General features: G+C 67.4%; 25 protein-coding genes. 13 read left to right on the top strand and 12 right to left on the bottom strand.

What is annotated here, in order from left to right; all coding sequences use genetic code 11:
• From glmM to ASE31_RS29120, 4 genes are all read right to left on the bottom strand, one after another.
• Positions 1–1,335, bottom strand: a complete 1,335-nt coding sequence (glmM, locus tag ASE31_RS29105; RefSeq protein WP_057206464.1) for a phosphoglucosamine mutase — start codon at positions 1,333–1,335, stop codon at positions 1–3.
• Between the two features lie 80 nt (positions 1,336–1,415).
• Complete coding sequence (gene folP, locus ASE31_RS29110) at positions 1,416–2,255, bottom strand: dihydropteroate synthase (RefSeq protein WP_057206466.1); 840 nt, start codon at positions 2,253–2,255, stop codon at positions 1,416–1,418.
• Positions 2,256–2,447: 192 nt separating this feature from the next.
• A complete protein-coding gene (gene ftsH, locus ASE31_RS29115; protein ID WP_057206467.1) occupies positions 2,448–4,376 on the bottom strand; it encodes an ATP-dependent zinc metalloprotease FtsH in 1,929 nt (642 codons plus the stop codon).
• Between the two features lie 204 nt (positions 4,377–4,580).
• Positions 4,581–5,243: an RlmE family RNA methyltransferase gene (locus ASE31_RS29120; RefSeq protein WP_057206470.1), complete on the bottom strand. Its 663-nt coding sequence runs from the start codon at positions 5,241–5,243 to the stop codon at positions 4,581–4,583.
• Between the two features lie 33 nt (positions 5,244–5,276).
• On the opposite strand from ASE31_RS29120, the gene ASE31_RS29125 reads away from it, so the two are divergent.
• Both ASE31_RS29125 and ASE31_RS29130 read left to right on the top strand, forming a co-directional pair.
• Complete coding sequence (locus tag ASE31_RS29125) at positions 5,277–5,759, top strand: YhbY family RNA-binding protein (RefSeq protein ID WP_057206472.1); 483 nt, start codon at positions 5,277–5,279, stop codon at positions 5,757–5,759.
• A 5-nt stretch (positions 5,760–5,764) separates the two neighbouring features.
• On the top strand, positions 5,765–6,529 hold the full coding sequence (locus ASE31_RS29130) for a hypothetical protein (protein WP_057206473.1): 765 nt from the start codon (positions 5,765–5,767) through the stop codon (positions 6,527–6,529).
• A gap of 6 nt (positions 6,530–6,535) precedes the next feature.
• Here ASE31_RS29130 and ASE31_RS29135 read toward each other — a convergent pair whose 3' ends face one another.
• The 4 genes from ASE31_RS29135 to ASE31_RS29150 form a co-directional block, all read right to left on the bottom strand.
• A complete protein-coding gene (locus ASE31_RS29135; protein WP_057206474.1) occupies positions 6,536–6,994 on the bottom strand; it encodes a DUF4149 domain-containing protein in 459 nt (152 codons plus the stop codon).
• Between the two features lie 24 nt (positions 6,995–7,018).
• Positions 7,019–7,495, bottom strand: coding sequence for a transcription elongation factor GreA (gene greA, locus ASE31_RS29140; protein ID WP_057206476.1), 477 nt, complete (start codon positions 7,493–7,495; stop codon positions 7,019–7,021).
• Between the two features lie 133 nt (positions 7,496–7,628).
• Positions 7,629–8,357 carry an alpha/beta fold hydrolase gene (locus tag ASE31_RS29145; protein ID WP_057206478.1) on the bottom strand — a complete coding sequence of 243 codons (729 nt, stop codon included), beginning with the start codon at positions 8,355–8,357 and terminating at the stop codon, positions 7,629–7,631.
• A gap of 276 nt (positions 8,358–8,633) precedes the next feature.
• Entirely contained in the window at positions 8,634–8,876 is a 243-nt protein-coding gene (locus ASE31_RS29150) for a TIGR04438 family Trp-rich protein (RefSeq protein WP_057206481.1), read from the bottom strand.
• Between the two features lie 119 nt (positions 8,877–8,995).
• Between ASE31_RS29150 and ASE31_RS29155 the strand changes: the two genes are divergently transcribed.
• A complete protein-coding gene (locus ASE31_RS29155; RefSeq protein WP_057206482.1) occupies positions 8,996–9,301 on the top strand; it encodes a c-type cytochrome in 306 nt (101 codons plus the stop codon).
• A gap of 115 nt (positions 9,302–9,416) precedes the next feature.
• Here the strand turns inward: ASE31_RS29155 and ASE31_RS29160 are convergent, their stop codons facing one another.
• Both ASE31_RS29160 and acs read right to left on the bottom strand, forming a co-directional pair.
• The gene (locus ASE31_RS29160; protein WP_057206484.1) at positions 9,417–9,887 is read right to left on the bottom strand and encodes a signal transduction histidine kinase; all 471 of its coding nucleotides are present in this window, start codon (positions 9,885–9,887) and stop codon (positions 9,417–9,419) included.
• Between the two features lie 410 nt (positions 9,888–10,297).
• A complete protein-coding gene (acs, locus tag ASE31_RS29165; protein WP_057206486.1) occupies positions 10,298–12,301 on the bottom strand; it encodes an acetate--CoA ligase in 2,004 nt (667 codons plus the stop codon).
• 153 nt (positions 12,302–12,454) lie between these two features.
• Here acs and ASE31_RS29170 point away from each other — a divergent pair, with 153 nt between their 5' ends.
• The 7 genes from ASE31_RS29170 to ASE31_RS29200 all read left to right on the top strand — a co-directional run bounded on the left by ASE31_RS29170 (position 12,455) and on the right by ASE31_RS29200 (position 20,516).
• Positions 12,455–13,063: a TIGR00645 family protein gene (locus ASE31_RS29170; RefSeq protein ID WP_057206488.1), complete on the top strand. Its 609-nt coding sequence runs from the start codon at positions 12,455–12,457 to the stop codon at positions 13,061–13,063.
• A 517-nt stretch (positions 13,064–13,580) separates the two neighbouring features.
• Complete coding sequence (proV, locus tag ASE31_RS29175) at positions 13,581–14,843, top strand: glycine betaine/L-proline ABC transporter ATP-binding protein ProV (protein ID WP_057206491.1); 1,263 nt, start codon at positions 13,581–13,583, stop codon at positions 14,841–14,843.
• Entirely contained in the window at positions 14,840–16,036 is a 1,197-nt protein-coding gene (proW, locus tag ASE31_RS29180; RefSeq protein ID WP_082604419.1) for a glycine betaine/L-proline ABC transporter permease ProW, read from the top strand. Before proV ends, proW begins: the two co-directional genes overlap by 4 nt.
• Positions 16,037–16,074: 38 nt before the next feature.
• The gene (gene proX / locus ASE31_RS29185; RefSeq protein ID WP_235514804.1) at positions 16,075–17,070 is read left to right on the top strand and encodes a glycine betaine/L-proline ABC transporter substrate-binding protein ProX; all 996 of its coding nucleotides are present in this window, start codon (positions 16,075–16,077) and stop codon (positions 17,068–17,070) included.
• Between the two features lie 156 nt (positions 17,071–17,226).
• On the top strand, positions 17,227–18,354 hold the full coding sequence (locus ASE31_RS29190) for an RDD family protein (protein ID WP_057206523.1): 1,128 nt from the start codon (positions 17,227–17,229) through the stop codon (positions 18,352–18,354).
• A 93-nt stretch (positions 18,355–18,447) separates the two neighbouring features.
• Positions 18,448–19,578, top strand: coding sequence for a DNA topoisomerase IB (locus tag ASE31_RS29195; protein WP_057206494.1), 1,131 nt, complete (start codon positions 18,448–18,450; stop codon positions 19,576–19,578).
• A gap of 140 nt (positions 19,579–19,718) precedes the next feature.
• On the top strand, positions 19,719–20,516 hold the full coding sequence (locus tag ASE31_RS29200) for a Crp/Fnr family transcriptional regulator (protein WP_057206496.1): 798 nt from the start codon (positions 19,719–19,721) through the stop codon (positions 20,514–20,516).
• A gap of 54 nt (positions 20,517–20,570) precedes the next feature.
• On the opposite strand, the gene fumC is transcribed toward ASE31_RS29200, so the two are convergent.
• Positions 20,571–21,956, bottom strand: a complete 1,386-nt coding sequence (fumC, locus tag ASE31_RS29205) for a class II fumarate hydratase (RefSeq protein ID WP_057206498.1) — start codon at positions 21,954–21,956, stop codon at positions 20,571–20,573.
• A gap of 622 nt (positions 21,957–22,578) precedes the next feature.
• Between fumC and ASE31_RS29210 the strand changes: the two genes are divergently transcribed.
• Entirely contained in the window at positions 22,579–24,732 is a 2,154-nt protein-coding gene (locus tag ASE31_RS29210) for a bifunctional diguanylate cyclase/phosphodiesterase (protein WP_057206525.1), read from the top strand.
• 181 nt (positions 24,733–24,913) lie between these two features.
• Complete coding sequence (locus ASE31_RS29215) at positions 24,914–25,270, top strand: hypothetical protein (protein ID WP_057206499.1); 357 nt, start codon at positions 24,914–24,916, stop codon at positions 25,268–25,270.
• An 18-nt stretch (positions 25,271–25,288) separates the two neighbouring features.
• Here ASE31_RS29215 and ASE31_RS29220 read toward each other — a convergent pair whose 3' ends face one another.
• A complete protein-coding gene (locus ASE31_RS29220; RefSeq protein ID WP_057206527.1) occupies positions 25,289–26,113 on the bottom strand; it encodes an inositol monophosphatase in 825 nt (274 codons plus the stop codon).
• A gap of 186 nt (positions 26,114–26,299) precedes the next feature.
• Between ASE31_RS29220 and ASE31_RS29225 the strand changes: the two genes are divergently transcribed.
• Positions 26,300–26,782 (top strand): fumarate hydratase (locus ASE31_RS29225; RefSeq protein ID WP_162261448.1); only part of this gene is annotated, 483 nt, incomplete at its 3' end.

The following is a 26,782-nucleotide window of genomic DNA, read 5'->3' on the forward strand; positions in this document are numbered from 1 at the left end:
TCAACCTGCACGGGCTGCATCGGCCAGGCGCTGGGCGCAGTGGCTCGCCTGCTGGGCCTCGCGCGCCTCGACCATCACGCGCAGCAGGGGCTCGGTGCCGCTGGCGCGTATCAGCACGCGGCCCGTGGTGCCCAGCTCCTGCTTCACGGCCTCGGTCTCTCGGGCCAGCAGCTGGTTCGACTTCCAGTCCTGACCGGGAGCCAGGCGCACGTTGAGCAGCACCTGGGGGTACAGGGTCACGTCGCTGAGCAGCTCGGGCAGCTTCCTGCCGCTGCGCACGCAGGCCTGCAGCACCTGCAGGGCGCTGACCAGGCCATCGCCCGTGGTGTGGCGGTCCAGCGCCAGCAGGTGGCCTGAGCCCTCGCCGCCCAGCGTCCAGCCGTGGCGCGCCAGCTCTTCGAGCACGTAGCGGTCGCCCACCTTGGCGCGCACGAATTGCACGCCGCGCTGCTGCAGCGCCACCTCCACGGCCATGTTGGTCATGAGGGTGCCGACCACGCCGGGCACCTCTTCGCCGCGGCCCAGGCGGTCGGCGGCCATGAGGTAGAGCAGCTCGTCGCCGTTGTACAGGCGGCCCGTGGCATCCACCATCTGCAGGCGGTCGGCATCGCCGTCGAGCGCGATGCCGTAGTCGGCGCGGTTGGCGCGCACCGAGCGCACCAGCGCCTCGGGGTGCGTGGCCCCCACCTCGTGGTTGATGTTCAGGCCGTCGGGCGCGCAGCCGATGGACAGCACCTCGGCGCCCAACTCGTGGAACACCTTGGGCGCCACCTGGTAGGCCGCGCCATGGGCGCCATCCACCACGATCTTCAGGCCCTTCAGGGTCAGGTCCTGCGGGAAGGTGCTCTTGCAGAACTCGATGTAGCGGCCCGCCGCGTCGTCAAGACGGCGCGCCTTGCCCAGGCTGGCCGAGTCGGCCCACACAGGGGCTTCAGACAGGGCCGCTTCCACCGCCAGCTCCCAGGCGTCGGGCAGTTTGGTGCCCTGGGCGCTGAAGAACTTGATGCCGTTGTCGGGAAACGCGTTGTGGCTGGCGCTGATCACCACGCCCAGGCTGGCACGCTGCGCGCGCGTGAGGTAGGCCACGCCCGGTGTGGGTAGCGGGCCGAGCAGCACCACGTCCACCCCGGCCGAGTTGAAGCCCGACTCCAGCGCGCTTTCGAGCATGTAGCCCGAGATGCGCGTGTCCTTGCCGATGAGCACGGTGGGGCGCTCTTCGGTGCGGCGCAGCACGCGCCCCACGGCATGGGCCAGGCGCAACACGAAGTCGGGGGTGATGGGGGCCTGGCCCACGGTACCGCGAATGCCGTCGGTGCCGAAATACTGGCGTGTCATGTGTGAAATCTCCTCGGGTTCTGTCGCTTTTTGGTTTTGCTTCGCACTTGCTCGTACCGGCCTCGTACCTGCCACAGCCCTCACGGCTGTCGCTGCTGCTCCATGGCCTGCCACACGGCCAGGGCGGTCACCGTCTCGGCCACGTCGTGCACGCGCACGATGCGCGCACCGTTCACCACCGCCAGCAGCGCCGCCGCCACGCTGGGCAGCATGCGTTCGCCGGCCACGGCCAGCCCGGTCACCGCCCCCAGGGACGACTTGCGCGACCAGCCGGCCAACACTGCGTAGCCGGTGGCCGCCAGCTCCTGCTGGCGCGCCAGCAGCGCAAAGTTCTGCTCCACCGTCTTGCCAAAGCCAATGCCGGGGTCGAGCGCAATGCGCCCGGGGGCCACGCCCAGGGCCTGCAGACCGTCGGCCGCCTGCGCCAGGAACGACAGCACCTGGGCCACCACGTCGCCCGCCATGGGCGCCACCTGCATGGTCTGCGGATCGCGGTGCATGTGCATCAGGCAAACCCCGCACAGCGGGTGGCTGGCCACCACGGCCGCCGCGCCAGGTTGGCGCAGCGCCCACACATCGTTGACGATGTCGGCCCCCAGGTCGAGCACGGCCTGCATCACCTCGGGCTTGTAGGTGTCGACAGACACCGGTACGCCCAGCGACACTGCGCCCTGCACCACCGGCACCACGCGGGCCAGCTCTTCGGCCAGCGCCACGGCGGGGCTGCCGGGGCGCGTGGATTCACCGCCGATGTCGAGGATGCGCGCACCATCGCGCACCAGTTGCTCGCAATGGCGCAGCGCAGCGGCCGTGCTGGCGTGCTGCCCGCCGTCCGAGAACGAATCGGGCGTGACATTGACGATGCCCATGACCTGCGGCCGGGCGAGATCAATGGCGAAGCGGGAGGTCTGCCAGAGCATGGAATGGGAGGTGGTCCACCGGGGATTGAACGGCGCCGCCAGGGACGCACAGGCAGGGGGACGGAAGGGAAGTGGATGCGGGAGAGAGACGAAGAAAGGGTTGCTGCCGGGCCCGGCCACGAAAAACGGGGCACTGGGCCCCGTTGCTGCGGTCGAACCGCTGGTTCGCCTGTCGTGCCTGGACGCTCTCTATCAGGCGGCCGATGGAGCTGCTGGCGCAGCCTCGGTGGCCACGGCAGGCGTGCCGCCGCCAGGGGTGTCCCCACCCGACGAAGGCGTGCGGGGCGTCCAGTCCTTGGGAGGGCGTGGAGGCTTGCCGGCCATGATGTCGTCGAGCTGTTCCGTGTCGATGGTTTCCCATTCGAGCAGGGCTTTGGCCATGGCGTGCATCTTGTCGCTGTTCTCTTCGATCAGGCGGCGGGCCAGGTCGTACTGCTCGTCGATGATGCGGCGCACCTCGCCATCGACCTTTTCCATGGTCTGCTCGCTCATGTTCGTGGTCTTGGTGACCGAGCGGCCCAGGAACACTTCGCCCTCGTTCTCGGCATAGACCATCGGGCCCAAGGCTGCGGTCATGCCATAGCGGGTCACCATGTCACGTGCGATGTGCGTGGCACGCTCGAAGTCGTTGCTGGCGCCGGTGGTCATCTGGTTCATGAACACTTCTTCGGCAATGCGGCCACCGAACAGCATGCTGATCTGGTTGAGCATGTACTCGCGGTCGTAGCTGTAGCGGTCCTGCGCGGGCAGGCTCATCGTCACGCCCAGGGCACGGCCACGGGGGATGATGGTGACCTTGTGCACCGGGTCGCACTTGGGCAGCAGCTTGCCGATCAGGGCGTGGCCGGACTCGTGGTAGGCCGTGTTGCGGCGCTCTTCCTCGGGCATGACCATGCTCTTGCGCTCGGGGCCCATGAGGATCTTGTCCTTGGCCTTCTCGAAGTCCTGCATCTCCACGGTGCGGGCGTTGCGGCGCGCAGCCATCAGGGCGGCTTCATTGCACAGGTTGGCCAGGTCGGCACCGCTCATGCCAGGCGTGCCACGGGCAATGATGTTCGGGGCCACGTCCTGGCCGATCGGGATCTTGCGCATGTGCACGTTCAGGATCTGTTCGCGGCCGCGGATGTCGGGCAGCGTCACATACACCTGGCGGTCGAACCGGCCGGGGCGCAGCAGGGCGGCGTCCAGGATGTCGGGGCGGTTGGTGGCAGCCACCACGATCACGCCCAGATTGGTTTCGAAGCCGTCCATCTCGACCAGCATCTGGTTCAGGGTCTGTTCGCGCTCGTCGTTGCCACCACCGAGGCCGGCACCGCGCTGGCGGCCCACGGCGTCGATTTCATCGATGAAGATGATGCAGGGGGCGTTCTTCTTGGCGTTGTCGAACATGTCGCGCACACGGGCCGCGCCCACGCCGACGAACATTTCCACGAAGTCGGAGCCCGAGATGCTGAAGAACGGCACCTTGGCTTCGCCCGCGATGGACTTGGCCAGCAGGGTCTTGCCGGTGCCGGGCGGGCCGACCAGCAGCAGGCCACGCGGAATGCGCCCGCCGAGCTTCTGGAACTTCTGCGGGTCTTTCAGGAAGTCCACGACTTCCTTGACTTCTTCCTTGGCCTCGTCACAACCGGCCACGTCCGCGAAAGTGACCTGGTTGTTGTTTTCGTCGAGCATGCGCGCCTTGCTCTTGCCGAAGCTGAAGGCACCGCCCTTGCCGCCGCCCTGCATCTGGCGCATGAAGTAAACCCATACGCCGATGAGCAGCAGCATGGGGCCCCAACTGACCAGCAAGGTCATGAGCAGGGAGCCTTCTTCACGGGGCTTGACGTCGAACTTGACATTGTGGCTGATCAGGTCGCCCACCAGGCCGCGGTCCAGCACCGATGCGTTCGTGCGGATCTTGCGGTCGTCGTTGGTCGTGGCAACGATCTCGCCGCCGCTCAACCCCTCGGGGATGGTGGCGCTCTTGATACGGTTGTTACGAACTTCTTCGAGGAATTCGGAGTACCCGATATGTCCTGCGCTGGCGCCGCCACGGGTGTCAAACTGCTTGAACACCGTGAACAGCACCATGGCAATGACCAGCCATACGGCAATTTTTGAAAACCACTGATTGTTCAAGCGGGGCTCCAGTTGCAAGGGAGAAAGGGCGACGGTCACAAAGCCGTCACGGCCTATATGTGGCCCATTTTAGGTCTTTCAAGCGCAGACACCATGGCTATTCCCCCTAGCGGCCATGGGCACCGCTCGGGATTTGCGGGGGTTTGTCACATATCGGCGGGGGTTTTGCCTCTCAGGCAGCCCCCTTTGGGAGATTTCGGCGCATCACGCCGATTTCTTGAGCCCCATGCCGACCAGGAAGGTTTCTGACGATTTATCGCGCGATGCCTTGGGCTTTACGGGTTTCACCACCTTGAAGGTCTGCTTGAACAGCGTGACCAGGTCGCTGTAGCCGCTGCCGTGAAACAGCTTGACCACCAGCGCCCCATCGGGCTTGAGGTGGGTGGTGGCGAATTCCACCGCCAGCTCGACCAGATGGGAAATGCGGGCGGCATCGGCCGATTCAATCCCCGAGAGGTTGGGCGCCATGTCCGAGACCACCACGTCCACCACCCGGCCGTCCAGTGCCGCCTCCAGTTGCGCCAGCACCGCCTCTTCGCGAAAATCCCCGTTCAGGAAGGTCACGCCCTCGACGGGCTCCATGGGCAGGATGTCCAGGGCGATGATGGTGCCGTTGAGTTGCCCCGTGGCCGCGCCACCCGGCGACAGGCGTCGGCGCACGTACTGGCTCCAGGCACCGGGCGTGGAGCCCAGGTCCACCACCGTATTGCCGGGCTTGATGAGGTGCAGCTGCTCATCGATCTCCTTGAGCTTGTAGGCTGCGCGGGCCCGAAAACCCTCTTTCTGGGCCAACTTGACGTAGGTGTCGTTGACGTGGTCATTGAGCCACGCCTTGTTGACCTTCTTGCTTTGGGTTTTAACTTTCATTGTGTTTTTCTTTCAGCCTCGATAATACGGCCCATGCCCCAAATTCAATTGACTCCCGCTGAGCGCCGGGAATACCGCGCCGATGCCCATCACCTCAACCCCGTGGTGCTCGTGGGCGGCGATGGCCTCACCCCCGCCGTGCAAAAGGAAATCGACGCCGCCCTGAACGCCCACGGGCTGATCAAGGTGCGCGTTTTCAACGACGACCGCGCCGCCCGCGAGCTGATGTACCAGCAGCTCACGGCCGACCTGAGCGCCGCGCCCATCCAGCACATCGGCAAGCTCCTCGTGCTGTGGCGCCCCCAGCCCGCCAAGGACAAGGAACGCACCATCGACGAAGACCGCATGCCCGGCCCGCGTGACGTGAAGGTGCTCAAGTACAGCAAGCGCGCCGGCCAGCGCCCCGAGGTCAAGCAGCTGCGCGTGCTGGGCAACCAGCGCCTGACGCCCGGCGGCCAGATCAAGCGGGCCAAGAAGCCCAAGCTCAAGTCCGTCAAGAAACGCCAGGCTGACTGATCCGCATGCAGGCCACGCCCGCTGGCGGCGCTGCGCCCCCCGGGGGCCAGCGCCACGTCATCTGCATGAAATGGGGCACGAAATACGGCCCCGAATACGTCAATCGCCTCTATGCCATGGTGCGCAGGCACCTGGCTGGCGATTTCAACTTCGTCTGCCTCACCGACAGCAATGCCGGTATCCGCAGCGAAGTGCAGTGCCTGCCCATCCCGCCGCTGGACCTGCCTGCCGGCATTCCCGAGCGCGGCTGGACCAAGCTCGTCACCTTCAGCGCCGACCTGCACGGCCTCAAGGGCACCGCGCTGTTCCTCGACGTGGATGTGGTCGTCACCGGCCCGCTCGATGATTTCTTCACCCAGCCGGGCGAATTCCTCATCATCCACGATTACAAGCGTCCCTGGCGCGTCACGGGCAATTCGTCGGTGTACCGCTTCGAGCTGGGCGCCCACCCGGACGTGCTCGACTATTTTCGCGGCCATTTCGCGCAGATCCGCGAGCAGTTCCGCAACGAGCAGGCCTACCTGTCGGACTTTCTGCACCGGCAGGGCAAGCTCGCCTACTGGCCTGCGGCCTGGTGCCCGAGCTTCAAATACCACGGCATCCCCGCCTGGCCCAGCAACTACTGGAAGGCGCCTTTCGTGCCGCAGGATGCGCGCATCGTGATCTTTCACGGCGAGTGCAACCCGCCCGATGCGCTGGCTGGCCGGCGCAACCGGCGTTTTCGCTACATCCGCCCCGCCACCTGGGTGGCCGAGCACTGGCACGAATAAGCGGGTTCAAAGACCGGGCTGCGCCGGCCCGGCCCCGTCTTCGGCGGGAGCGACCGCAACCTGCACGGTACGCCACAGCACCACCAGCGCGCACACCCACTGCAGCACGTACATGCCGGTGCCCACGGAATGCCACAGGCGCAGGTCCTGCCGCGCGACGATGCGCGGCGACACGCCAAACTGCACCAGCAGGGCGAGCAGCAGGCCACCGAGCACGAAGCCCAGGACGGCCTTGGCCCAGGGCTCCTGGAACTCCTCGTGCCGGCGCCGGGAGATGAGCAGCAGCAGCATGCAGCAAGCCACCGTGACCCAGGTCTGCGCCGCGAACAGCTTCGCCGCCATCTGCCCGGCCATCGCGGCCGAGGGCAAGTGGGCGAACAGCAGGGGCACCACCAGGAAACCCACGGTGGTCAGGCTGCCCCACCACAGGGCAGCGGCCAGTGCAGGAAGGCGCGCAGCGATCATGAAGCCAAAGAGGGCCTGCTGGCCTCAGACGTAGCTGACGGCCACCACCTCGTAGCGGCGAACACCGCCCGGTGCCTGCACTTCGGCGGTGTCGCCCTCTTCCTTGCCGATCAGCGCGCGCGCGATGGGGCTGGAGACGTTGATCAGGCCCTGCTTGAGGTCGGCCTCGTCCTCGCCCACGATCTGGTAGGTCACCGTGTCGCCGGACTCTTCGTCTTCAAGCTCCACCGTGGCGCCGAACACCACCTTGCCACCCGCATCCACAGCGGTCGGGTCGATGATCTGCGCAGCGGACAGCTTGCCCTCCACCTCCTGGATGCGGCCTTCGATGAAGCCCTGGCGGTCCTTGGCGGCTTCGTATTCGGCGTTTTCGCTCAGGTCACCCTGCGCGCGGGCGTCGGAAATGGCCGTGATCACCCAGGGGCGGTCCACGGTCTTCAAGCGGTGCAACTCTTCGCGCAGCTTCTCCGCGCCGCGCTTGGTGATGGGAATGGTGGTCATGTCCGTCGTCGTTCGGGTTGTCAAAAAAACGACACCGCCGGGCGCAGGCCGGGCGGTGTCATGGACATGATTATGCCGCGTGTTGGGCGTGGGTCCAAGCACCCATCCACACTCGCAACAAGAGGTCCGCTTTTCAGTCCCGCCCGGCCCGCTCGATGCTGGCGGCAGCCAGCGCCGGGTCGGAAAAGCAGATCTCGTGGCTGCCCTGGCACTCCACCAGGCGGAACAGGCCCAGCCGCTCCGACAGGCGCGGGTGCCAGGGCAGGCTGTGGGGCAAGGCCGCGTCCTGCTGGGCATTGAGGTAGCTCTTGCCGATCTCCAGCGCCGCCAGGGGCACGGGCAGGCGCGCCGGTTCGGTGAAGGTGCGGTAGGGGTGCGGGTTGAGCAGCGCATAGCTGCTGCGCGCCAGGGCCTCGTCGGCGTCGTTGATGAAGGCCTCGCGCCAGATCGGGTACGGCAGCATCACCGCATTGCCGTTGGCCGCCGCCACCTGGTCGAACAGCGCGCGGTAGTGGGGCGGCACCAGGTCGTTGAGGCATTCGCCGTCCAGCGGCACAAAGGCATTCCAGTACACCAGCCGGCGGATGCGCCCGGGCAGCCTCGCCGCCATGTGGCTGATGACCATGCCGCCATAGCTGTGGCCCACCAGGCGCACGTCCGTGAGGTCCTGGCCTTCGATGAAGGCCGCGAGCGAGTCCACCGCATCGGCCAGGCCCGTGGCTGCCCGGTCGTCGCCCGGCCGGTTGCCGGCCAGGGTGGGGCAGTGCACCGTGTGGCCGCGTGCGCGCAGGTGGCCGGCCGTGGCCTCCATCTCGGCGCCGGTGTGCCAGGCGCCATGGACCAGGACATAGAGTTCCGCCATCGTTGTCTCCTTCGGGGTAGTTGTGCCAGGCGGGGCGACATGCCCTGCCCTGGCGATACCTTACGAAGAAGACCGGGGACTGGCTGGCCTGGTTGCGCCAGGGCGCTGTGCCGAAAGTGCCAGGCGCCCTTGCGGATGGGCACCCGGGCGGACAAGGCATAAAAAAAGCCCATACCACTGCGGTACGGGCTTTTTTTTAAGGGGCCAGGGATGATCGCTCAGGCGGCAAGCGTGCCGCCTCTGCCAAGGGCATCGCCTGCGCCCGGCCAAGCGCACTCAGCGGGGCTTGCGCGGCGCGATGCCCATGGCTTCCTTGTTCTTGTTGATGCGGTCCTGCTTGCGCGTCGCCATCTTTTCCATGGCCTTGCGCTTGGTGTAGCCGGTCGCATCGGCCCAGGCCCACCAGACGATGGTGGCGCCGTAGAAGCCCAGGATCCACCACCAATCCATGTTCGCGACGGGGCCGATTTCAAAGTATTTCAGTGCCGTCAGGATAACGGCGATGGCGAGCAGGTACATGGCGATCTCCAATCAATACGGGTGCGCAGGGGATTGGCGGCCGACGGGCCCCAGGTCAACCCAAGTCACTACAATTCCGTTAAAAGAACTGTAACCCAACCCACAGGAAAATCCCCACCATGAAGCGCACTCTGATCACATTGGCCCTCACGCTGTCGGTGGCAGGCCCCGCCATGGCCGATCTGGCGCTGGCCACGGCCAAGAGCTGCATGGCCTGCCATGCCATGGACAAGAAGGTGGTGGGCCCCTCCTACAAGGAAGTGGCGGCCAAGTACGCGGGCCAGAAGGACGCCGTGGACAAGCTGGCCGCCAAAATCATGAAGGGCGGCGGCGGCGTGTGGGGCCCCGTGCCCATGCCTGCCAACGCACAGGTGAACGAAGCCGATGCCAAGAAGCTGGCCGCCTGGGTGCTGACGGTAAAGTAAGCCGCCGGGCGCCAGGGCACCGCGCCCTCCCCTGCCAACAAACGACAACAGCCGTGCCACTGTGCCAGTGGGGCGGCTGTTGTGCTTTGGGGGCCAGGATGCTGGCCAGACCGTGTTACACGAGGTTCATGTCGGCCCCGCGCACGCGCATTTGCTGCTCCAGTTGCCCCACATAGGCGGCGGTGGTGTTGTCGGATTCCTGGGCCCGGGCGGCCAGGCGGGTTTCGAGGTGGTCCAGCCGGGCCAGCAGGGCGGTGTGCGTTTGCTGCTGCTGGGTTTCCAGAAAGGCGCGCAGCTCGGTGAAGCGCGAGGCCTCGGCCTTGTCGGCCAGCTCGCGCTGGGCCTGCAGTTCCTTGGTGTGGCGGCGCGTCTCCAGCAGCACCGAGCCCTGAAGCGAGAGCACATAGGCCACGCCGACGATGGCCAGCAAGGCCGTGAGGCCCAGCATGAGCAGGCCCAGCGGCGCCTCCAGTGTGGTCACGCCCAGGGACACGGGCACGGGTGCAGACAGCGCTGCCCAGTTGAGGGCCGCCAGCACGGCAATGGCCAGCATGGTCAGCAGCAGCACGATGGATCGTAATTGCATGGGAAAAGCTCCGTTCATTCGTTGCACGCACCGCTCGCCGACCCTTATGGCCGGTGGCGTGTTGAACGGGTTGTAACCCATGCGGGGCTGCAAACACAGACCTTGCAGCGGTTTGCCGAAGCTGTCCTACAGGGGCGGCTGCCTGGCCGCTGCGCGGCGGCCGGTGGCCGGGATAAAAAAGTTGCGAAGCGTCCCGAAACGAAAAAGAGAGGGAGGGAGGAAAAGCGCTCCGGAAGGGGCAGTCGGGACCCCGAGGGGACCGAAAGGCTTCGCAACGTTAAAAAGGTGCTTCGATCAGGCGCCGTGAATGATCGACGAGGATTCTGTGGCCACGTCACATCGCTGCGCGATATGAGTGTCCCCAAACCCTGCAAGCGCTGCGCGCGGGCGCCTTGCGGCGCCCTCCTGGATCAGTTGGTCTGCGACAACTGATCCAGGATTGCCGGATTCTCCAGGGTGGAAGTATCTTGGGTGATGGCTTCCCCCTTGGCGATGCTGCGCAGCAGCCGGCGCATGATCTTGCCGCTGCGCGTCTTGGGCAGGTTATCGCCGAAGCGGATGTCCTTGGGCTTGGCGATGGGGCCGATTTCCTTGGCGACCCAGGCGCGCAGCTCGTTGGCGATCTGCTTGGCCTCTTCGCCGGTGGGGCGCGAGCGCTTGAGCACGACGAAGGCGCAGATGGCCTCGCCGGTCACGTCGTCGGGGCGGCCCACCACGGCGGCTTCGGCCACCAGATCGGTCTTGGAGACCAGGGCCGATTCGATCTCCATCGTGCCCATGCGGTGGCCCGAGACGTTGAGCACGTCGTCGATGCGGCCGGTGATGCGGAAGTACGCCCGGTCGCTGCTGCGCACGGCACCGTCGCCGGCCAGGTAGTAGCCCTTGAGCTCTTCGGGGAAGTAGGCCTTCTTGAAGCGCTCGGGGTCGTTCCAGATGGTGCGGATCATGCTGGGCCAGGGGCGCTTGATGACCAGGATGCCGCCCGTGCCGTTGGCGATGTCGTTGCCCACTTCATCGACGATGGCGGCAGTGATGCCGGGCAGCGGCAGCGTGCAGCTGCCGGGCACCAGCGGCGTGGCGCCGGGCAGCGGGGTGATGACGTGCCCACCGGTCTCGGTCTGCCAGAAGGTGTCCACGATGGGGCAGCGCTCGCCGCCCACGTTCTTGTGGTACCACATCCAGGCTTCGGGGTTGATGGGCTCGCCCACGCTGCCCAGGATGCGCAGGCTCGACAGGTCCGAGCGCGCAGGGTGCACGGCGGCATCGCCCTCGGCGGCCTTGATGAGCGAACGGATCGCGGTGGGGGCCGTGTAGAAAATCGTGCACTTGTGCTTCTCGATCATCTGCCAGAAGCGGCCGGCATTGGGGAAGGTGGGGATGCCTTCGAAGATGATCTGCGTGGCGCCTGCGGCCAGCGGGCCGTAGGCCACGTAGGTGTGGCCGGTGATCCAGCCGATGTCGGCCGTGCACCAGAAGATGTCGTCAGGCCGCAGGTCGAAGGTCCAGTCCATCGTGAGCTTGGCCCACAGCAGGTAGCCGCCGGTGGAGTGCTGCACGCCCTTGGGCTTGCCGGTGGAGCCGCTGGTGTACAGGATGAACAGCGGGTGCTCTGCGCCCACGGCCACGGGCGGGCAGTCGGTGCTCTGGCCTTCGAGGGCTTCGGTGAAGGTCTTGTCGCGCCCGGCCACCATGTTGCATGCGGTGCGCGTGCGCTGGTAGACGAAGACGTTGCGGATGGTGTCGCAGCCGCCGGCGGCCAGGGCCTCGTCGATGATGGCCTTGAGCGGCAGCTCCTTGCCGCCGCGCATCTGGTAGTTGGCGGTGATCACGGCCACGGCACCGGCGTCGATGATGCGCTCCTGCACCGCCTTGGCGCTGAAGCCGCCGAACACCACGCTGTGCGTGGCGCCGATGCGCGCGCAGGCCTGCATGGCGATCACGCCCTCCACCGTCATGGGCATGTAGATCAGCACGCGGTCGCCCTTGCTGACGCCATGGGCCTTGAGCGCATTGGCGAACTGGCCCACGCGGGCCAGCAATTCCTTGTAGGTCACGCGGGTCACGGTGCCATCGTCGGCCTCGAAGATGATCGCGTCCTTGTTCTCGGTGGGCGTGCCGATGTGGCGATCCAGGCAGTTGGCGCTGGCGTTGAGCTCGCCGTCATCGAACCATTTGAAGAAGGGGGCGTTGGATTCGTCCAGCGTGCGGGTGAAGGGCTTGGTCCACTGCACGTTCTCGCGCGCCAGGCGCGCCCAGAAGCCTTCGAAGTCCTTGTCGGCCTCGGCGCACAGCGCGTCGTAGCCGGCCATGCCGGACACGCGGGCGGCCTTCACGGTGGCATCTGATGGGGGGAACACGCGGTTTTCAACCAGCACGGACTCGATTGCCGATGTAGAGGTGGATGCTGCACTCATCTTGTTGTCTCCTGGGTCTGATGGAATTGGTTTGGCCGGTACTGTCCTGCGCGGCACTTACAAGCCACTGACTGGCACGAAGCTTACAGGTCCTGTCACAGGCCACTGCGGGAGACCCCCTAAAATCGCGCGTCTCCCCAACACCCCCACTTTATGTCCGCCCCCAAGCCGCCCCTGACTACCGCCCCCATGCGCCCCCTGCCCTCGCTGATCTTTGCCAGCCGCTGGCTGCAGCTGCCCCTGTACCTGGGCCTGATCCTGGCGCAGGCGGTGTATGTGTTCCATTTCTGGGTGGAGCTGGTGCACCTGATCGAGGCCGCCTTCGGCAACACGGCGGCACTCAAATCGCTGGTGTCCAGCATCGGCTACAAGAGCGATGTGGACGTGACGGCGCTCAACGAGACCATCATCATGCTGGTGGTGCTGGCGCTGATTGACGTGGTGATGATCTCCAACCTGCTGATCATGGTGATCGTGGGCGGGTACGAGACCTTCGTCTCGCGCCTGCACCTGGAGGACCACCCCGACCAGCCCGAATGGCTCAGCCACGTGAACGCCTCGGTGCTCAAGGTCAAGCTGGCCACCGCCATCATCGGCATCAGCTCCATCCACCTGCTCAAGACCTTCATCAACGCCGCCAACTACGACATCAAGGTGCTGATGTGGCAGACCATCATCCACGTGGTGTTCCTGCTGAGCGCTCTGGCCATTGCGGCGACGGACCGCCTGATGGCGCACAGCGCACCACCTGCCAAGCACTGACCACTCCTTCCCCAAAGCCCCGCCCGGGCCTGCCAGCCAGGTCCGGCGGGGCTTTTTCATGGGCGGCGCGCGCGCAGCGCCCGCGTATACCACCGTCGGAAAAACCCGCAGTTCCGACATAAATGCACTGAATACTTATAATTCACCGGTGTTTTACAACCTGCAACGCAGGTAATCGTCCTTTTCACAGGGCGAATCCCCGAGTCGGGGCGGCTGAAACCTGTTGACGGACAGCCCCCGACGCCAAGGCCGGATCTCCGGCCCTGATGCATCGTTCAGCGTTCGGCCCCCTGCGGTGCCGCGCCGACTCTGAGGCCCTTGCGCACCACCTCGCGTGCCATTCGGGCCGATCCGGGCACCTGCCGTGCCCACCCCTTGCCTTTGTGCCCTGCGCCTGCGCGCCGGGTTGGCTGCCGCATCAGGGTTCCGCTTTTCCGGCCCTCCATCGAGCCTGGGCCACCTGTAGGTGGCCGGGCGTGTTGATCCACCCGCCATCCACCGAGGAAGGACCCACCCCATGGCCAAACAAATCACCATCGAGCATGTGTTCAAGGTTTTCGGCGACACACCGCAGACCGCGCTGGACCTGGCACGCCAGGGCCTGGACAAGAAGGACATCCTGGCGCAGACCGGCAATTCCATCGCCGTCTTCGACGCCAGCTTCACCATTGCGGCCGGCGAGATCTTCGTCGTCATGGGCCTGTCGGGCTCGGGCAAATCGACGCTGGTGCGCATGCTCAACCGCCTGATCGAACCCACGGCCGGCCGCATCCTGGTGGAGGGCGAGGACATCCATGCCCTGAGCGAGCGCCAGCTGCGCGCCCTGCGCCGCAAGGACATCAGCATGGTCTTCCAGTCCTTCGCCCTGATGCCGCACCTGACGGTGCTGGACAACGCCGCCTTCGGGCTCGAACTGGCCGGCGTGGGCCGTGCGGAGCGCCAGCAGCAGGCCGCGCTGGCGCTGGAACAGGTGGGCCTGGCCGGCTGGGGCGCGAGCTACCCCGACGAGCTCTCGGGCGGCATGCAGCAGCGTGTGGGCCTGGCGCGGGCGCTGGCCAGCGACCCGTCCATCCTGCTCATGGACGAGGCTTTCTCGGCGCTGGACCCCATCATCCGCACCGAGATGCAAAGCGAGTTGCTGCGCCTGCAGCAGGTGCGCCGGCGCACCATCGTCTTCATCTCGCACGACCTGGACGAGGCCATGCGCATCGGTGACCGCATCGCCATCATGAAAGACGGCGAAGTCGTGCAGGTGGGCACGCCCGACGAGATCCTGCGCAACCCGGCCAACGGCTATGTGCGCAGCTTCGTGCGCGGCGTGGACGCGGCCGCCGTGTTCAAGGCCGGCGACATCGCGCGCAAGCGCCTCACGGTGGTGCACGAGCACAGCGACCGGGGCGCCCGTGCGGCGCTGCAGCTGATCGAGGGGCACGATGACGACTTCGCCTACGTGCTCAACCCCAGCCGGCGCTACCTGGGCACCGTGTCGGCCGACTCCTTGCGCGCGGCCCTGCAAGGCCACACCGGGCCGCTCGGGCTGCAGCATGCCTACATCGGTGGGGTGGAGCCCATCGCCGCCCAGGCGCCGGTGGCCGATCTGTTCGGCCAGGTGGCGCAGGCCCCCTGCGCGCTGCCCGTGGTGGACGCGGACGGGCACTTTCGCGGCGCGATCAGCAAGACCACGCTGCTGCGCTTTCTGGACCGGGACACACCGCCCATTGCACCCACGCCAGCCACCCCATCCACCCCATCCACCGACACTGCAGGGAGCCGCGCATGAACCAGACGACCACGAACACGCACCAGGCACAGGCACAGGAAGGCCCCTGGACGAGCGATGCGGCCAACGCACCCGCCCTGGCGGGCGCGAACACGCCCCCGGCGCCCTTCGTCGATCCCTGGGAAGCGTCGATGCAGGCCGGCAACAGCGGCGCACCGGCCGCCGATTGGCTCAACCCGCCCACGCCGGTTGCAGACCTGGCAGGCGGGGTCGACCCCACCGCGGCCAGCAGCCTGAGCCCCGGCGATTGGTTCGCCGGCTCTCTTCCTGTGGAGGCCTGGATCAACCAGGGCCTTGGCTGGGCGGTAGAGCACTTTCGCCCCTTCTTTCAGAGCGTGCGCGCGCCCATCGACGGCACGCTCAGCGGGGTGGAAGGCCTGCTCACCAGCCTGCCCGCCCCGGCCATGGTCGTTCTGGCGGGTCTGCTGGCCTGGCAGTTCGCGGGCCGCGCCCTGGCCATCGGCACCGTGGTGTCGCTGGCGCTGGTGGCGCTGCTGGGCATCTGGCCCGAGGCCATGGTCACCTTGTCGCTGGTGCTCACCTCGCTGGCTTTCTGCGTGCTGATCGGCCTGCCCCTGGGCATCGTGCTGGCCAGCAGCAACCGCGCGCAGCGCCTCATGCGCCCGCTGCTTGATGCCATGCAGACCACGCCGGCCTTCGTCTACCTGGTGCCGGTGGTGATGCTGTTCGGCATCGGCAACGTGCCGGGCGTGGTGGTCACCATCGTCTTCGCGCTGCCGCCGCTGGTGCGCCTGACCAACCTGGGCCTGCGCCAGGTGCGGCCCGACCTGATCGAGGCCTCGCGTGCCTATGGCGCATCGCCGCTGCAGATGCTGGTGAAGGTGCAGCTGCCGCTGGCCATGCCCTCCATCATGGCCGGCATCAACCAGGCGCTGATGCTGTCACTGTCGATGGTGGTCATCGCCTCGATGATCGCCGTGGGCGGCCTGGGGCAGATGGTTCTGCGCGGCATTGGCCGGCTGGACATGGGCCTGGCCACCGTGGGCGGCCTGGGCATCGTGCTGCTGGCCATCACGCTCGACCGCATCACCCAGTCCCTGGGCCGGCCGCGCCGCGGCGTGCGCCACTGGTGGCACACCGGCCCTGCGGGCCTGGTGCTGCGCACCACATCGCGCCTGGTGCAGCCACGCCGGGCCCCGCAAGGCTCGGGCGCCCTGCCCGCCCTGCGCTGATCCCCCACCCGACACGAGAAAACGAACCCATGGCATCCATGAACCACCGCATCGCCACCGTGCTTGCCGCCTTTGCCCTGGCGGGTGGCGTGCATGCACAGACCGAGCTGCCCGGCAAGGGCACCACCGTGCAGCCGCTGCAAAGCTCCATCGCCGAAGAGAGCTTCCAGACCCTGCTGGTGGGCCGTGCGCTCGAAAAACTGGGCTACACCGTGCAGCCCACCAAGGAGGTCGAGTACCCCACGGCCCACGTGGCCATCGCCCAGGGCGACGCCACCTACATGGCCAACCACTGGGACCCGCTGCACGCCGACTTCTACCGCAATGCGGGTGGCGATGCCAAGCTCTCGCGCACCGGCAGCTATTCACAGAACGCCGTGCAGGGCTACCTGATCGACAAGAAGACGGCCGAGCAGTACGGCATCACCCACATCGACCAGCTCAAGGACCCCCAGCTCGCCAAGCTCTTCGACACCAACGGCGACGACAAGGCCGACCTCACCGGCTGCACGCCCGGCTGGGGCTGCGAGGGCGTGATCGAGCACCAGCTCACGGCCTACGGCCTCAGCGGCACGGTGACCCATGTGCAGGGCAGCTACTCGGCACTGATCGCCGACACCATCGCCCGCTTCAGGCAGGGCCAGCCCATCCTGTACTACACCTGGACGCCCTACTGGGTCAGCGGCGTGCTGCGCCCCGGCCAGGAAGTGGTGTGGCTGCAGGTGCCGCGTTCGGCACTGCCGGGCGGACAGGCCGGGGTGGACACAGAGCTGCCCAACGGCAAGAACTACGGCTTCATCCCCAACCACCAGCGCATCGTGGCCAACCGGCAGTTCACCGACCAGAACCCGGCGGCAGCCAAGCTGTTCGAGGTAATGCAGCTGCCCGTGGGCGACATCAACGCCCAGAACCTGGCCATGCGCGACGGGCAGAACCGGCCCGCTGACCTCGCGCGCCATGCGGACGGCTGGATCCGCGCGCACCAGGCCACCTTCGACGGCTGGATCGCACAGGCGCTGGCGGCATCCCGATAAATCGGCCAGTTGTGCGGAATGTCTCACTCTTTCGGGTGGGTGTGTGTGGTGCAGGCCACAAGCGGTGGCGGAGGGCTGCAGGCGGCGGGGCGCGCGCCGCATAATCCGGCCGCCTCCACCTTCGCCGGCCATCGACTTGTGGCCTGCCGCACCACCATGCAATGCCCGCGCTGCAACTGGCAGAACCACGCCTCCTACACCCAATGCTTCAGCTGCCAGGCGCCGCTGCCGGTGGCTGGCGCGCAGACAGGTGCAGCCCCTCTTTCCTCTTTCCCCACCGCCAACGCCCCTGCGCCGCCCCCCAAGCCCGCGCAAAAGCAGGCACACCAGGCTGAATTGGTCGAGGTGTTTCCCGGCACCCTGCCACGCCTGGGCGCCACACTGATCGACGGGTTCCTCATGCTGGTCCTGCCCATCGCGATGGTGCTGGCCTGGGTGTTCGCCCGCCCCGCCTTCGACGGGGCGCCCAACGCCGCCTACCCGGCCGCACTGGCGCTGGCCGTGCTGGGCCTGTTCTCGCCCGCGCTGATGGACGCCATGGGCGCGGGCTCGCCGGGCAAGCGCCTGCTGGGCATGCGCGTGGTCACGCGCACGGGTGAGCGCCCTGGCGTAGCGCGGTCGATGCTGCGGCATTTCCTCAAGTACACGCTGACCCTGGGGCTCACGCTGGCCGTGCCCTTTTTGCTGCACCGTGTGCTCACTGCCCTGTTCGGCGAGCGCGGCCTGCACGGCTCGATGACGGGCACCTTCGTGGTCTCCAACCGCGCCAGCGACACCGCCATCCAGAAGGCCGTGGCCCTGGAGCGCGGGCCGGGCTGGTTCCTCAAGGCGATGGTGGTACTGGGAGCGCTGTCGGCTTTCAGCTTCGCGACCATGGTCGCCGTGGCCCTGTGGAACCAGGGCGACGAACCCGCCAACCCGCACCGCGAGCAGGTGCGCCAGCTCGACAAGGCCGCGCGCCCCGTGCTGCAGCTGGTGGAGAACCACTACCGCAACACCGGCGACTTCCCCGCCAACGCGGCGGCCATCGGCCTGGCCCAGGCCGGGCAGTTGCCGGCAGGCTTCAAGGCCCTGGCCATCGAGCCCGCCAATGGCGTGGTGCGCCTGACCATTGCCGACGGCGCGGGCAAGCCACTGGACGGCAAGCACCTGGTCTACCTGCCCACGATGAAGAAGCGCAAGGGCCAGAGCGACCTGGGCAAATGGCAGTGCGGCAGCGACGACATTGCGCGCGAGAACCTGTCCTTCGGCTGCCGGCACGCGGTGGCGGGCGCAGCGAAATAGCGCGAGCGACCCCGACTGGCTGCGGCGCCGTCCCACGCCGGTGTCGAGCGGGCTCCTACGGCCGTCCCCGACGGGCCGCGGTGTGATCGGGGCATGCCTTCGCCCGCCTCCTCCCCACGCAAGACCGCCTCCTCCCGCCCCCGCCTGCACGGCGGCCTGCGCTATGTCAGCACCGAGATGCCAGGCCTCACGCGCGTGAGGCGCGGCAAGGCCTTTCGCTACCGCAGCCCCGACGGGCAGTGGGTGGTGGACCCCGGCGAGGTGGCGCGCATCAACCAACTGGCGATCCCCCCGGCCTACACCAGCGTGTGGATCTGCCCGCTGCCAAATGGCCACCTGCAGGCCACGGGGCTGGACGCGCGCGGCCGGCTGCAGTACCGCTACCACCCCGACTGGCGGCTGCAGCGCGACGAGCACAAGTTCGACCGCATGCAGGCCTTTGGCCGCGCGCTGCCGCGCATCCGTGCGCGCGTGGCGCGAGACCTGAAGGAAGGCATGCGCGGCAAGTCTCTCTCGCGCACCCTGGTGCTGGCGACGCTGGTGCGCCTGCTGGACACCACCTACGTGCGCGTGGGCAATGAGGAGTACGCCAGCAGCAACAACTCCTTCGGCCTGACCACGCTGCGCACACGGCACGCCAAGCTGCACGGCAGCAAGCTCACACTGAGCTTCAGAGGCAAGAGCGGCGTGCCGCAGCAGGCCGCCCTGGACGACCCGCGCGTGGCCCGTGTGGTGCGCCGCTGCCAGCAACTGCCCGGGCAGGAGCTGTTCCAGTACGAAGGCGACGACGGCCAGCCCCGCGCGGTGGGCTCGGGCGACGTGAACGACTACCTGGCCGAGATCACCGGTGCCGACCAGGCCGGCGCCGACGCCATGCGCTTTACCGCCAAGGACTTCCGCACCTGGCACGGCACGGTGCAGGCGCTGGAACTCACGCGCCTGGCGTGCGCGGGCCCGGCGGGGCCACAGGCCTACAGCGCCAAGGACATCCTGGCCGAGGTGGCGCGCCAGCTGGGCAACACGCCCGCCGTGTGCAAGAAGTCGTACGTGCACCCGGCGGTGCTGGAGCTGGGCTCGCGCCTGGCGTCCGATGCGGGGCCGGGCATGCAGTCGGTGTGGGAGCGCATCGGCGGCGCGGCATCGCCCCGGGGGCTGAGCGCGGCGGAGCGGCGGCTGCTGGCCTTTCTGCACAGGCCGCGCGGCAAGGCGGCGGCAAAAGCCTGAGTCCGTGTCGCCAAGGTGCCGCGCCGGGCCTCGGTTGGGGTGGTGGGTGGCTAAAATTGCTGCGGCGCGGCATAAACAGCGGTCCCTCCTGCCGCCATCGGCACCTCCATCGACATCGCCCCCACGAGCAGCCCATCACCATGCTGGAATCCCTGAGCAACGGCGCGGACCGCAACGCGCAGCAGCGCCCCTTCCTGAGCCTGGAAGAGCGCGACGCCATCAACCGCGGCCGCTGGTTCGCGGCGCTCACGCCCTCGCTCAGGCACGACATCCTGCGCCTGGGCCGCGTCACGCGCTACGCGCACGGCAAGATGATCGTCGAGCAGGGCAAGCTGGCAACGGACTGGTTCACCTGCGCCAGTGGAGCCATCCGCTTTAGGCGCACCACGCCCTCGGGCAAGCAGGTCACCCTGGCCTATGTGGAGCCAGGCATCTGGGTCGGCGAGGCCGAGGTGCTGCACCAGGGCGCCAACACCTACGATGCCCACGCCCACGGCCCCACCACGGTGCTGAGCGTGGCCGAAGCGGTGTTCCGCCAGCTGCTGCGCGAGCACCCGCAGTTCGGAGAAGCCCTGCTCACCCTGCAGGCGCGGCGCATGCGCTACCTGTACTGGATGATGGAAGACATGGCCACCCTGCCCCTGCGCGCGCGGCTGGCCAAGCAGCTGTTGCACATGCTGCGCCGCTTCGGCGAGCGCGCCGCCGTGCCCGGCACACGCGGTGCCATCGGCCTGTCGCTGGTGCAGGACGAGCTGGCGCAGTTGCTGGGCGGCTCGCGCCAGCGCATCAACATGGAGCTCAAGTGGATGGAGCGCGAGGGCATCATCGGCATCCACCAGCGCGACATCGTGGTGCACAACCTCGCGCAGCTCGAAGCGCTGGCGCAGCAGGAGTCGCTGGCGTCGGGCGAGCCAGTGGGATCACAACGCGGCGCGTGAGCGTCCAGCGCAGCGGGCGCCAGGATCGAGCGCCCCCTGCTGCCCCTGCTGCGCTCAGCGGCCGACCATGTTGCCCGGCACCACCCACTGGTCGAACTGCTCGCCCGTCACATGGCCCGAGGCCACAGCGGCTTCGCGCAGGCTGGTGCCTTCCTTGTGCGCCTTCTTGGCAATGAAAGCGGCCTTGTCGTAGCCGATGTGGGTGTTGAGCGCCGTCACCAGCATCAGCGAGCGGTCCACCAGCTCGGTGATGCGCTCGCGGTTGGGCTCGATGCCCACGGCGCACTGGTCGTTGAAGCTGACCATGCCGTCGGCCAAGAGGCGCACGCTCTGCAGAAAGTTGTGCGCCACCATCGGGCGGAACACGTTGAGCTCGAAGTTGCCCGAGGCGCCGCCGAAATTGATGGCCACGTCGTTGCCGAACACCTGTGCGGCCAGCATGGTCACGGCCTCGCTCTGCGTGGGGTTGACCTTGCCGGGCATGATGGACGAGCCGGGCTCGTTCTCGGGGATGCTGAGCTCGCCGATGCCGCTGCGCGGGCCGCTGGCCAGCCAGCGCACGTCGTTGGCGATCTTCATCATGCTGGCGGCCAGGGTCTTGAGGGCACCATGGGCATGCACCAGGCCATCCACCGAAGCCAGGGCCTCGAACTTGTTGGGCGCGGTGACGAACGGCAGGCCCGTGAGGCGCGCGAGTTCGGCGGCCGACTGCTCGGCGTAGCCCTTGGGGGCGTTCAGGCCCGTGCCCACCGCCGTGCCGCCCAGGGCCAGCTCGTACAGGTGGGGCAGCGCGGCGCGCACGTGGCGCTCGCCATGGTCGAGCTGGGCCACGTAGCCCGAGAACTCCTGGCCCAGCGTGAGCGGGGTGGCGTCCTGCAGGTGGGTGCGGCCGATCTTGACGATGCCGTCGAAATCCCTGGCCTTCTTGTCCAGCGTGGCGCGCAGCTTGGCGATGGCGGGCAAGAGCTTGTGGGTAAGGGCTTCCACAGCGGCCACATGCATGGCGGTGGGGAACACGTCGTTGCTCGATTGGCTGCGGTTCACGTCGTCGTTGGGGTGTACCAGGCGGCCTTCGCCGCGCTCGCCGCCCAGAATCTCGCTGGCGCGGTTGGCCAGCACCTCGTTGACGTTCATGTTGGTCTGCGTGCCCGAGCCCGTCTGCCACACCACCAGAGGGAACTCGCCCGCGTGCTTGCCTGCGATGACTTCATCGGCGGCGGCGACGATGGCGTCGGTCTTCTTGGCGTCCTGCAGGCCCAGGGCCTGGTTCACCACGGCCGAGGCGCGCTTGACCTGGGCCAGCGCCTTGATGATCTCGCGCGGCTGCTGCTCGCCGGAGATGTCGAAGTTCTGCAGCGAGCGCTGCGTCTGCGCGCCCCACAGCTTGTCGGCCGGCACCTCAATGGGGCCAAAGGTGTCGCGTTCGGTACGGGAGGTCATGGAAAACGGTACTCCAGGGTAAACAACGGTCAGCACGGCCCGCTGCGGCAGCGGCGGGCCGAAAAAAGGGCTGCCAGGGGGAACCCGGCGCGCTCGGGAGCATAAGGCAAAACCGAACAATTCTCATTTACAAACCCAGAGACATGACCCAGAGTCAGGGAAATCGGACCGCCGGATGGCACGCGCACCCTCATGGATTGTGCCGCCACTCCCACCCCGTGGCACATGGCCTGAAAGCCCGCGCTGCCGTGAAAGCCTAGAGCCCACACCTCAACAATTTTCGCTACAAATTGGTACACTTTGCCCAGAAAGAACCTGTTCACGGTCTTTTTCGGTACCGTTCTGGGCGCACCAAGCCCCCATGGACCCCAGGCAGCGGCGCTGCAGATGCCACCAACCGGCAGCTGGAGCAGCACCGCCGCCCCTCCCCTTCTTGCGCTGGGCATGCATGCCCTGGTTGGCCCCTGGGGCCTGCAATCGGGCGTGGCTGCGGCCTGCGCGCGCCGCTGAGAAAGACCATGAACAGGCTCCGCTCCCCCCGCACAGGCACGCCCTCTTGACGGCGCGCCGGTGCTGGCGCAACCTGCCTATCCACAACCGCCTTTTTCTCCTGCTCCATTCCATGAACACGTTCATGCCTTTCAGCTACAACCTGTTCGTGGTGGCAGCGTCCTTTGCCATTGCCATGCTGGCCTCCTACGTCACGCTGGACCTGGCGCGGCGGGTGCGCACGGCGCAGCGCAGCGTGGGACTGGCCTGGTGGGCCGCAGGCTCCATCGTCATGGGCACCGGCATCTGGTCCATGCACTTCCTGGGCATGCAGGCGTTCAAGCTGCCCATCGAGATCGGTTTCTCCGGCGGAGCCACCCTGCTGTCCTGGCTGGCGGCCGTGGCGGCATCGGGCGTGGCGCTGGAGCTGGCCAGCCGCGAGCACTTCGGCAACACCCAGCTCGCACTGGGTGCCCTGGTGATGGGCGCCGGCATCAGCGGCATGCACTACATCGGCATGGCGGCCATGGACATGAACCCCGGCATCGTCTGGGACTACCGGGTCGTCGTCCTGTCGGTGCTGATCGCGGTGCTGGCCTCGGCCTCGGCGCTGCTCATCTTCAAGCTGCTGCGCCGCGTGCGGCCCAGCCAGCGCGTGGGCTACCAGTTGGCCGCCTCGTTCGTGATGGCAGTGGCCATCTGCGGCATGCACTACACCGGCATGGCAGCGGCCCGCTTTGCGGTGGGCGCCGTGTGCCTGAGCGCGGGCGAGCTCGGAGGCCCGGGCATGACGGCGATGGTGCTCATCGCCACCGGCATGCTGCTGGTGAGCACGCTGTTCACCTCCATCCTGGACGCGCGGCTGCAGAGCACGGCGCAGCAGCTCACCCAATCGCTGCAGGAGAGCAACACCCGCCTGCAGGCCGCCAACGACGAACTGCAGCAGCGCGCCTTTGCCGACGCCCTCACCGGCCTGCCCAATCGCTTGCTGTTCGAGGACCGGCTCATCCACGCCCTGCTGCGCCTGGACCGCACGAATCACCACCGCGTGGAAGACCGGCTGGCCGTGCTGTTCGTGGACCTCGACGGCTTCAAGCCCATCAACGACTCCTTCGGCCATGCGGCCGGCGACGTGATTCTGCGCAGCGCAGCGGACCGGCTGCGCCAGGAGGCGCGCGAGAGCGACACGGTGGCCCGCGTGGGCGGAGACGAGTTCCTGATCCTGCTGGAAGATGTGACCGACGTGGCCGCCTGCGTCAGCATGGCCAACCGCGTGCTCGAATCGCTGTCACGGCCCTTCGAGGTGTCTGGCAAGAAGGTGCAGATCGCCTGCTCCATCGGCATCGTGGTGCACCCCGACCATGGCGATCGCAACAAGCTGGTGGCCAACGCCGATGCGGCCATGTACGCCGCCAAGCGCGCAGGCGGTGGCTGCTACGCGCTGTTCGAGCCCCACATGGGCTCGGACGCATCGGAACAACTGGAGCTGCTGAACGACCTGCGCCAGGCGCTGGACCGGGGCGAGCTGGCCCTGCACTACCAGCCCAAGATCGACGGCACGCGTGGCCAGATCAGCGGCGTGGAAGCCCTGCTGCGCTGGAGCCACCCCAAGCACGGCATGGTGCCCCCCATGGTGTTCATCACCCTGGCCGAGCGCTTTGGCCTGATCGGGCGCCTGGGCGCCTGGGTCATCAACGAGGCCTGCCGCCAGACGGCCGAATGGGCCCGCAGCGGCATGCGCATGCGCGTGGCCATCAACCTGTCGGTGCACCAGTTGCGCGAAAGCGGCCTGGCCGAGCGTATCGAGCATGCGCTGCAGTTCCACGGCCTGGATGCCTCGCAGCTGCTGTGCGAGATCACCGAGTCGGTGGCCATGGAGGACATCAAGGCCACGCAGCGCACCTTCGACGGGCTGGCACGCATTGGCGTGTTTTTGTCCATCGATGATTTCGGCACCGGCTACTCCAGCCTCAACTACCTGCGCCAACTGCCCGCGCAGCAGCTCAAGATCGACCGCAGCTTCGTCAACGACCTGGAAGACAGCGAGGACGCCCGCGCCGTGGTCAGCGCCGTGGTGAGCCTGGCGCACGCGCTGGGCCTGCGCGTGGTGGCCGAGGGCGTGGAAACCATCGGCCAGCGCGACATCCTGCTGGCCATGGACTGTGACGAACTGCAAGGCTTCTTCTTTGCACGCCCCATGCCGGCGGATTCGCTCCTGGCCTGGTCGCAGGGCGAAAAGCCGGACGGTGCCGTGGACTTCACGCCGTCCGTGATCGGAAGTTTGTAAGAGCGCGGCAGCTGACAAAAAGCCCAGCGCAGCGGTCCCCGTGACCATCGGTAGCAATCGTCGGCATGTTCTTACACCGCGCAGCGCAGGGCGCGCGCACCATGGCACCACAGTGGCCGCACCGCCATTGCCGTGCCGACTCCCGTTGACCGGTGCGCACCCAGCCAGATCGGAGACTTCCATGGCCAACAGCAGCCTGCTCGGCATCGACGCCGACAACCTCCCGCCCACCCACAGCGCCACCGGCAATGACAGCATGGGCCCCAGCGATGCGTCCGACTCGGGCAGCGACAGCGCTGGCGTCTACAGCGCCGACCCGGAGATGGACACCGACCGCTACGGCACCGGCGAGCGCGCCAGCGTGGAGCCCGGCCTGCACCGCGAAGCGCGCGACATCCTGCCCGACCACATGGAATCCCTCGCATCCGCAGACGACACGGACGGCGACCTGCCCGCAGAGCCCCTGGTGGATGTCGATGCCGACATGTACCCCGAAGAAGACAGCGAAGAGCCCGGTACCGAGGACGAGCCCGCCTGATCCCGCCCCGCCAGCAGGCTATGCCAGCAAGGCCGCGCGCAGGGCGTCGAAGCTGCGCTGGTCGCTCGCACAGACCAGCCCGCCGGTCGTGTGGGATGCCAGGTAGCCACTGCCATCGAAGTGGCCCGCATACCCGCCCGCCTCACGGTGCAGTAGCCAGCCGGCGGCATGGTCCCAGGGCATGAGCCGGTTGTAGAACAGGGCGTGCACATGGCCGGCCGCCGCCAGCCGGTACTCGTGCGCCGCGCAGCGCAACCAGGTGCTCATGCCCAGGCGCGACAGCCGGGAGTTGACCTCTGTGCGCAGCGGCTCCGGCAGGAAGTTGGTGCCCACCACGCATTCCATCTGGCCCACCGGCACCGGCGGCGCCACCTGCAGCACTGTGCGCTCGCCAGCGGCCGACTCCATCCACGCGCCACCGCCCTTCATGGCAAAGGCCGTGTCCGCGCGCACGGGGTCGTGGATGGCAACCGCCACCACCTCTCCCGCCACGGTCACGGCTGCCATCACACCGAACAGCGGCAGGCCCGAGGCAAAATTCTTGGTGCCGTCCAGCGGGTCGATGATGAAGGCCAGATCGGCCGTGGCGATGGTGGCGAGCAGCGAAGGATCGCGCCCGGCAGATTCCTCGCCGATGAAGGACGCGCCTGCGTGCCGTGCCCTCAGCGCGGACAGGATGGCGGCCTCGGCGGCTTCATCGGCGTCCGTCACGATATCGAAGGCCGAGGTCTTCTGCCGGCGGTCCACCGCAGACAGGCGCGCGAAGCGGGGCATGATTTCCTCACGCGCTGCGGCCGCCAGAAGGGCACCGAGAAACTCAAGCTCTGTCGAGGCGTAGACCATGGGTGAAGGCGCCAGATGGTGAAGTTGCACCATCCTATCTTTTGCGCCGCGGCTCAGCGAATGCGGGTCATTTCCCGTGCCAGTCCCCTGTCAGCACGCGGGTGGGATAATTGCGCCCGGCGCCGTCCCAGGCGGCAGCCACAGCGTGCACAGACACGCCCCCGTTCCGCCCACGACAGAAACACGATGACCACCACGATCAAGTACGACGATCTCGTCGAGTCCGTTGCTGCTGCGCTGCAGTACATCTCCTACTACCACCCCAGCGACTACATCGCCCACCTGGCGCGCGCCTACGAACGCGAACAGAGCGCTGCGGCCAAGGACGCCATCGCCCAGATCCTGACCAACAGCAAGATGAGCGCCACCGGCCAGCGCCCCATCTGCCAGGATACCGGCATCGTCAACGTGTTTTTGAAGGTGGGCATGGACGTGCGCTGGGAAGGCTTCCCCGGCGGTCTGGAAGACGCCATCAACGAAGGCGTGCGCCGTGGCTACAACCACCCCGACAACACCCTGCGCGCCAGCGTGGTGGCCGACCCCGAGTTCGACCGCAAGAACACCAAGGACAACACGCCTGCAGTGATCTTCGCGCAGATCGTGCCCGGCGCCAGTCTGGACATCACCGTCGCGGCCAAGGGTGGCGGCAGCGAGAACAAGAGCAAGATG

Source organism: Acidovorax sp. Root217, assembly GCF_001428645.1.
Lineage (GTDB): Bacteria > Pseudomonadota > Gammaproteobacteria > Burkholderiales > Burkholderiaceae_C > Acidovorax.

Coding starts and splice junctions, on each gene's coding strand:
- glmM (WP_057206464.1), bottom strand. CDS start 1,335: ATGACACGCCAGTATTTCGGCACCGACGGCATTCGCGGTACCGTGGGC.
- folP (WP_057206466.1), bottom strand. CDS start 2,255: ATGCTCTGGCAGACCTCCCGCTTCGCCATTGATCTCGCCCGGCCGCAG.
- ASE31_RS29120 (WP_057206470.1), bottom strand. CDS start 5,243: ATGAAAGTTAAAACCCAAAGCAAGAAGGTCAACAAGGCGTGGCTCAAT.
- ASE31_RS29125 (WP_057206472.1), top strand. CDS start 5,277: ATGCCCCAAATTCAATTGACTCCCGCTGAGCGCCGGGAATACCGCGCC.
- ASE31_RS29130 (WP_057206473.1), top strand. CDS start 5,765: ATGCAGGCCACGCCCGCTGGCGGCGCTGCGCCCCCCGGGGGCCAGCGC.
- ASE31_RS29135 (WP_057206474.1), bottom strand. CDS start 6,994: ATGATCGCTGCGCGCCTTCCTGCACTGGCCGCTGCCCTGTGGTGGGGC.
- greA (WP_057206476.1), bottom strand. CDS start 7,495: ATGACCACCATTCCCATCACCAAGCGCGGCGCGGAGAAGCTGCGCGAA.
- ASE31_RS29145 (WP_057206478.1), bottom strand. CDS start 8,357: ATGGCGGAACTCTATGTCCTGGTCCATGGCGCCTGGCACACCGGCGCC.
- ASE31_RS29150 (WP_057206481.1), bottom strand. CDS start 8,876: ATGTACCTGCTCGCCATCGCCGTTATCCTGACGGCACTGAAATACTTT.
- ASE31_RS29155 (WP_057206482.1), top strand. CDS start 8,996: ATGAAGCGCACTCTGATCACATTGGCCCTCACGCTGTCGGTGGCAGGC.
- ASE31_RS29160 (WP_057206484.1), bottom strand. CDS start 9,887: ATGCAATTACGATCCATCGTGCTGCTGCTGACCATGCTGGCCATTGCC.
- acs (WP_057206486.1), bottom strand. CDS start 12,301: ATGAGTGCAGCATCCACCTCTACATCGGCAATCGAGTCCGTGCTGGTT.
- ASE31_RS29170 (WP_057206488.1), top strand. CDS start 12,455: ATGTCCGCCCCCAAGCCGCCCCTGACTACCGCCCCCATGCGCCCCCTG.
- proV (WP_057206491.1), top strand. CDS start 13,581: ATGGCCAAACAAATCACCATCGAGCATGTGTTCAAGGTTTTCGGCGAC.
- proW (WP_082604419.1), top strand. CDS start 14,840: ATGAACCAGACGACCACGAACACGCACCAGGCACAGGCACAGGAAGGC.
- proX (WP_235514804.1), top strand. CDS start 16,075: ATGAACCACCGCATCGCCACCGTGCTTGCCGCCTTTGCCCTGGCGGGT.
- ASE31_RS29190 (WP_057206523.1), top strand. CDS start 17,227: ATGCAATGCCCGCGCTGCAACTGGCAGAACCACGCCTCCTACACCCAA.
- ASE31_RS29195 (WP_057206494.1), top strand. CDS start 18,448: ATGCCTTCGCCCGCCTCCTCCCCACGCAAGACCGCCTCCTCCCGCCCC.
- ASE31_RS29200 (WP_057206496.1), top strand. CDS start 19,719: ATGCTGGAATCCCTGAGCAACGGCGCGGACCGCAACGCGCAGCAGCGC.
- fumC (WP_057206498.1), bottom strand. CDS start 21,956: ATGACCTCCCGTACCGAACGCGACACCTTTGGCCCCATTGAGGTGCCG.
- ASE31_RS29210 (WP_057206525.1), top strand. CDS start 22,579: ATGAACACGTTCATGCCTTTCAGCTACAACCTGTTCGTGGTGGCAGCG.
- ASE31_RS29215 (WP_057206499.1), top strand. CDS start 24,914: ATGGCCAACAGCAGCCTGCTCGGCATCGACGCCGACAACCTCCCGCCC.
- ASE31_RS29220 (WP_057206527.1), bottom strand. CDS start 26,113: ATGGTCTACGCCTCGACAGAGCTTGAGTTTCTCGGTGCCCTTCTGGCG.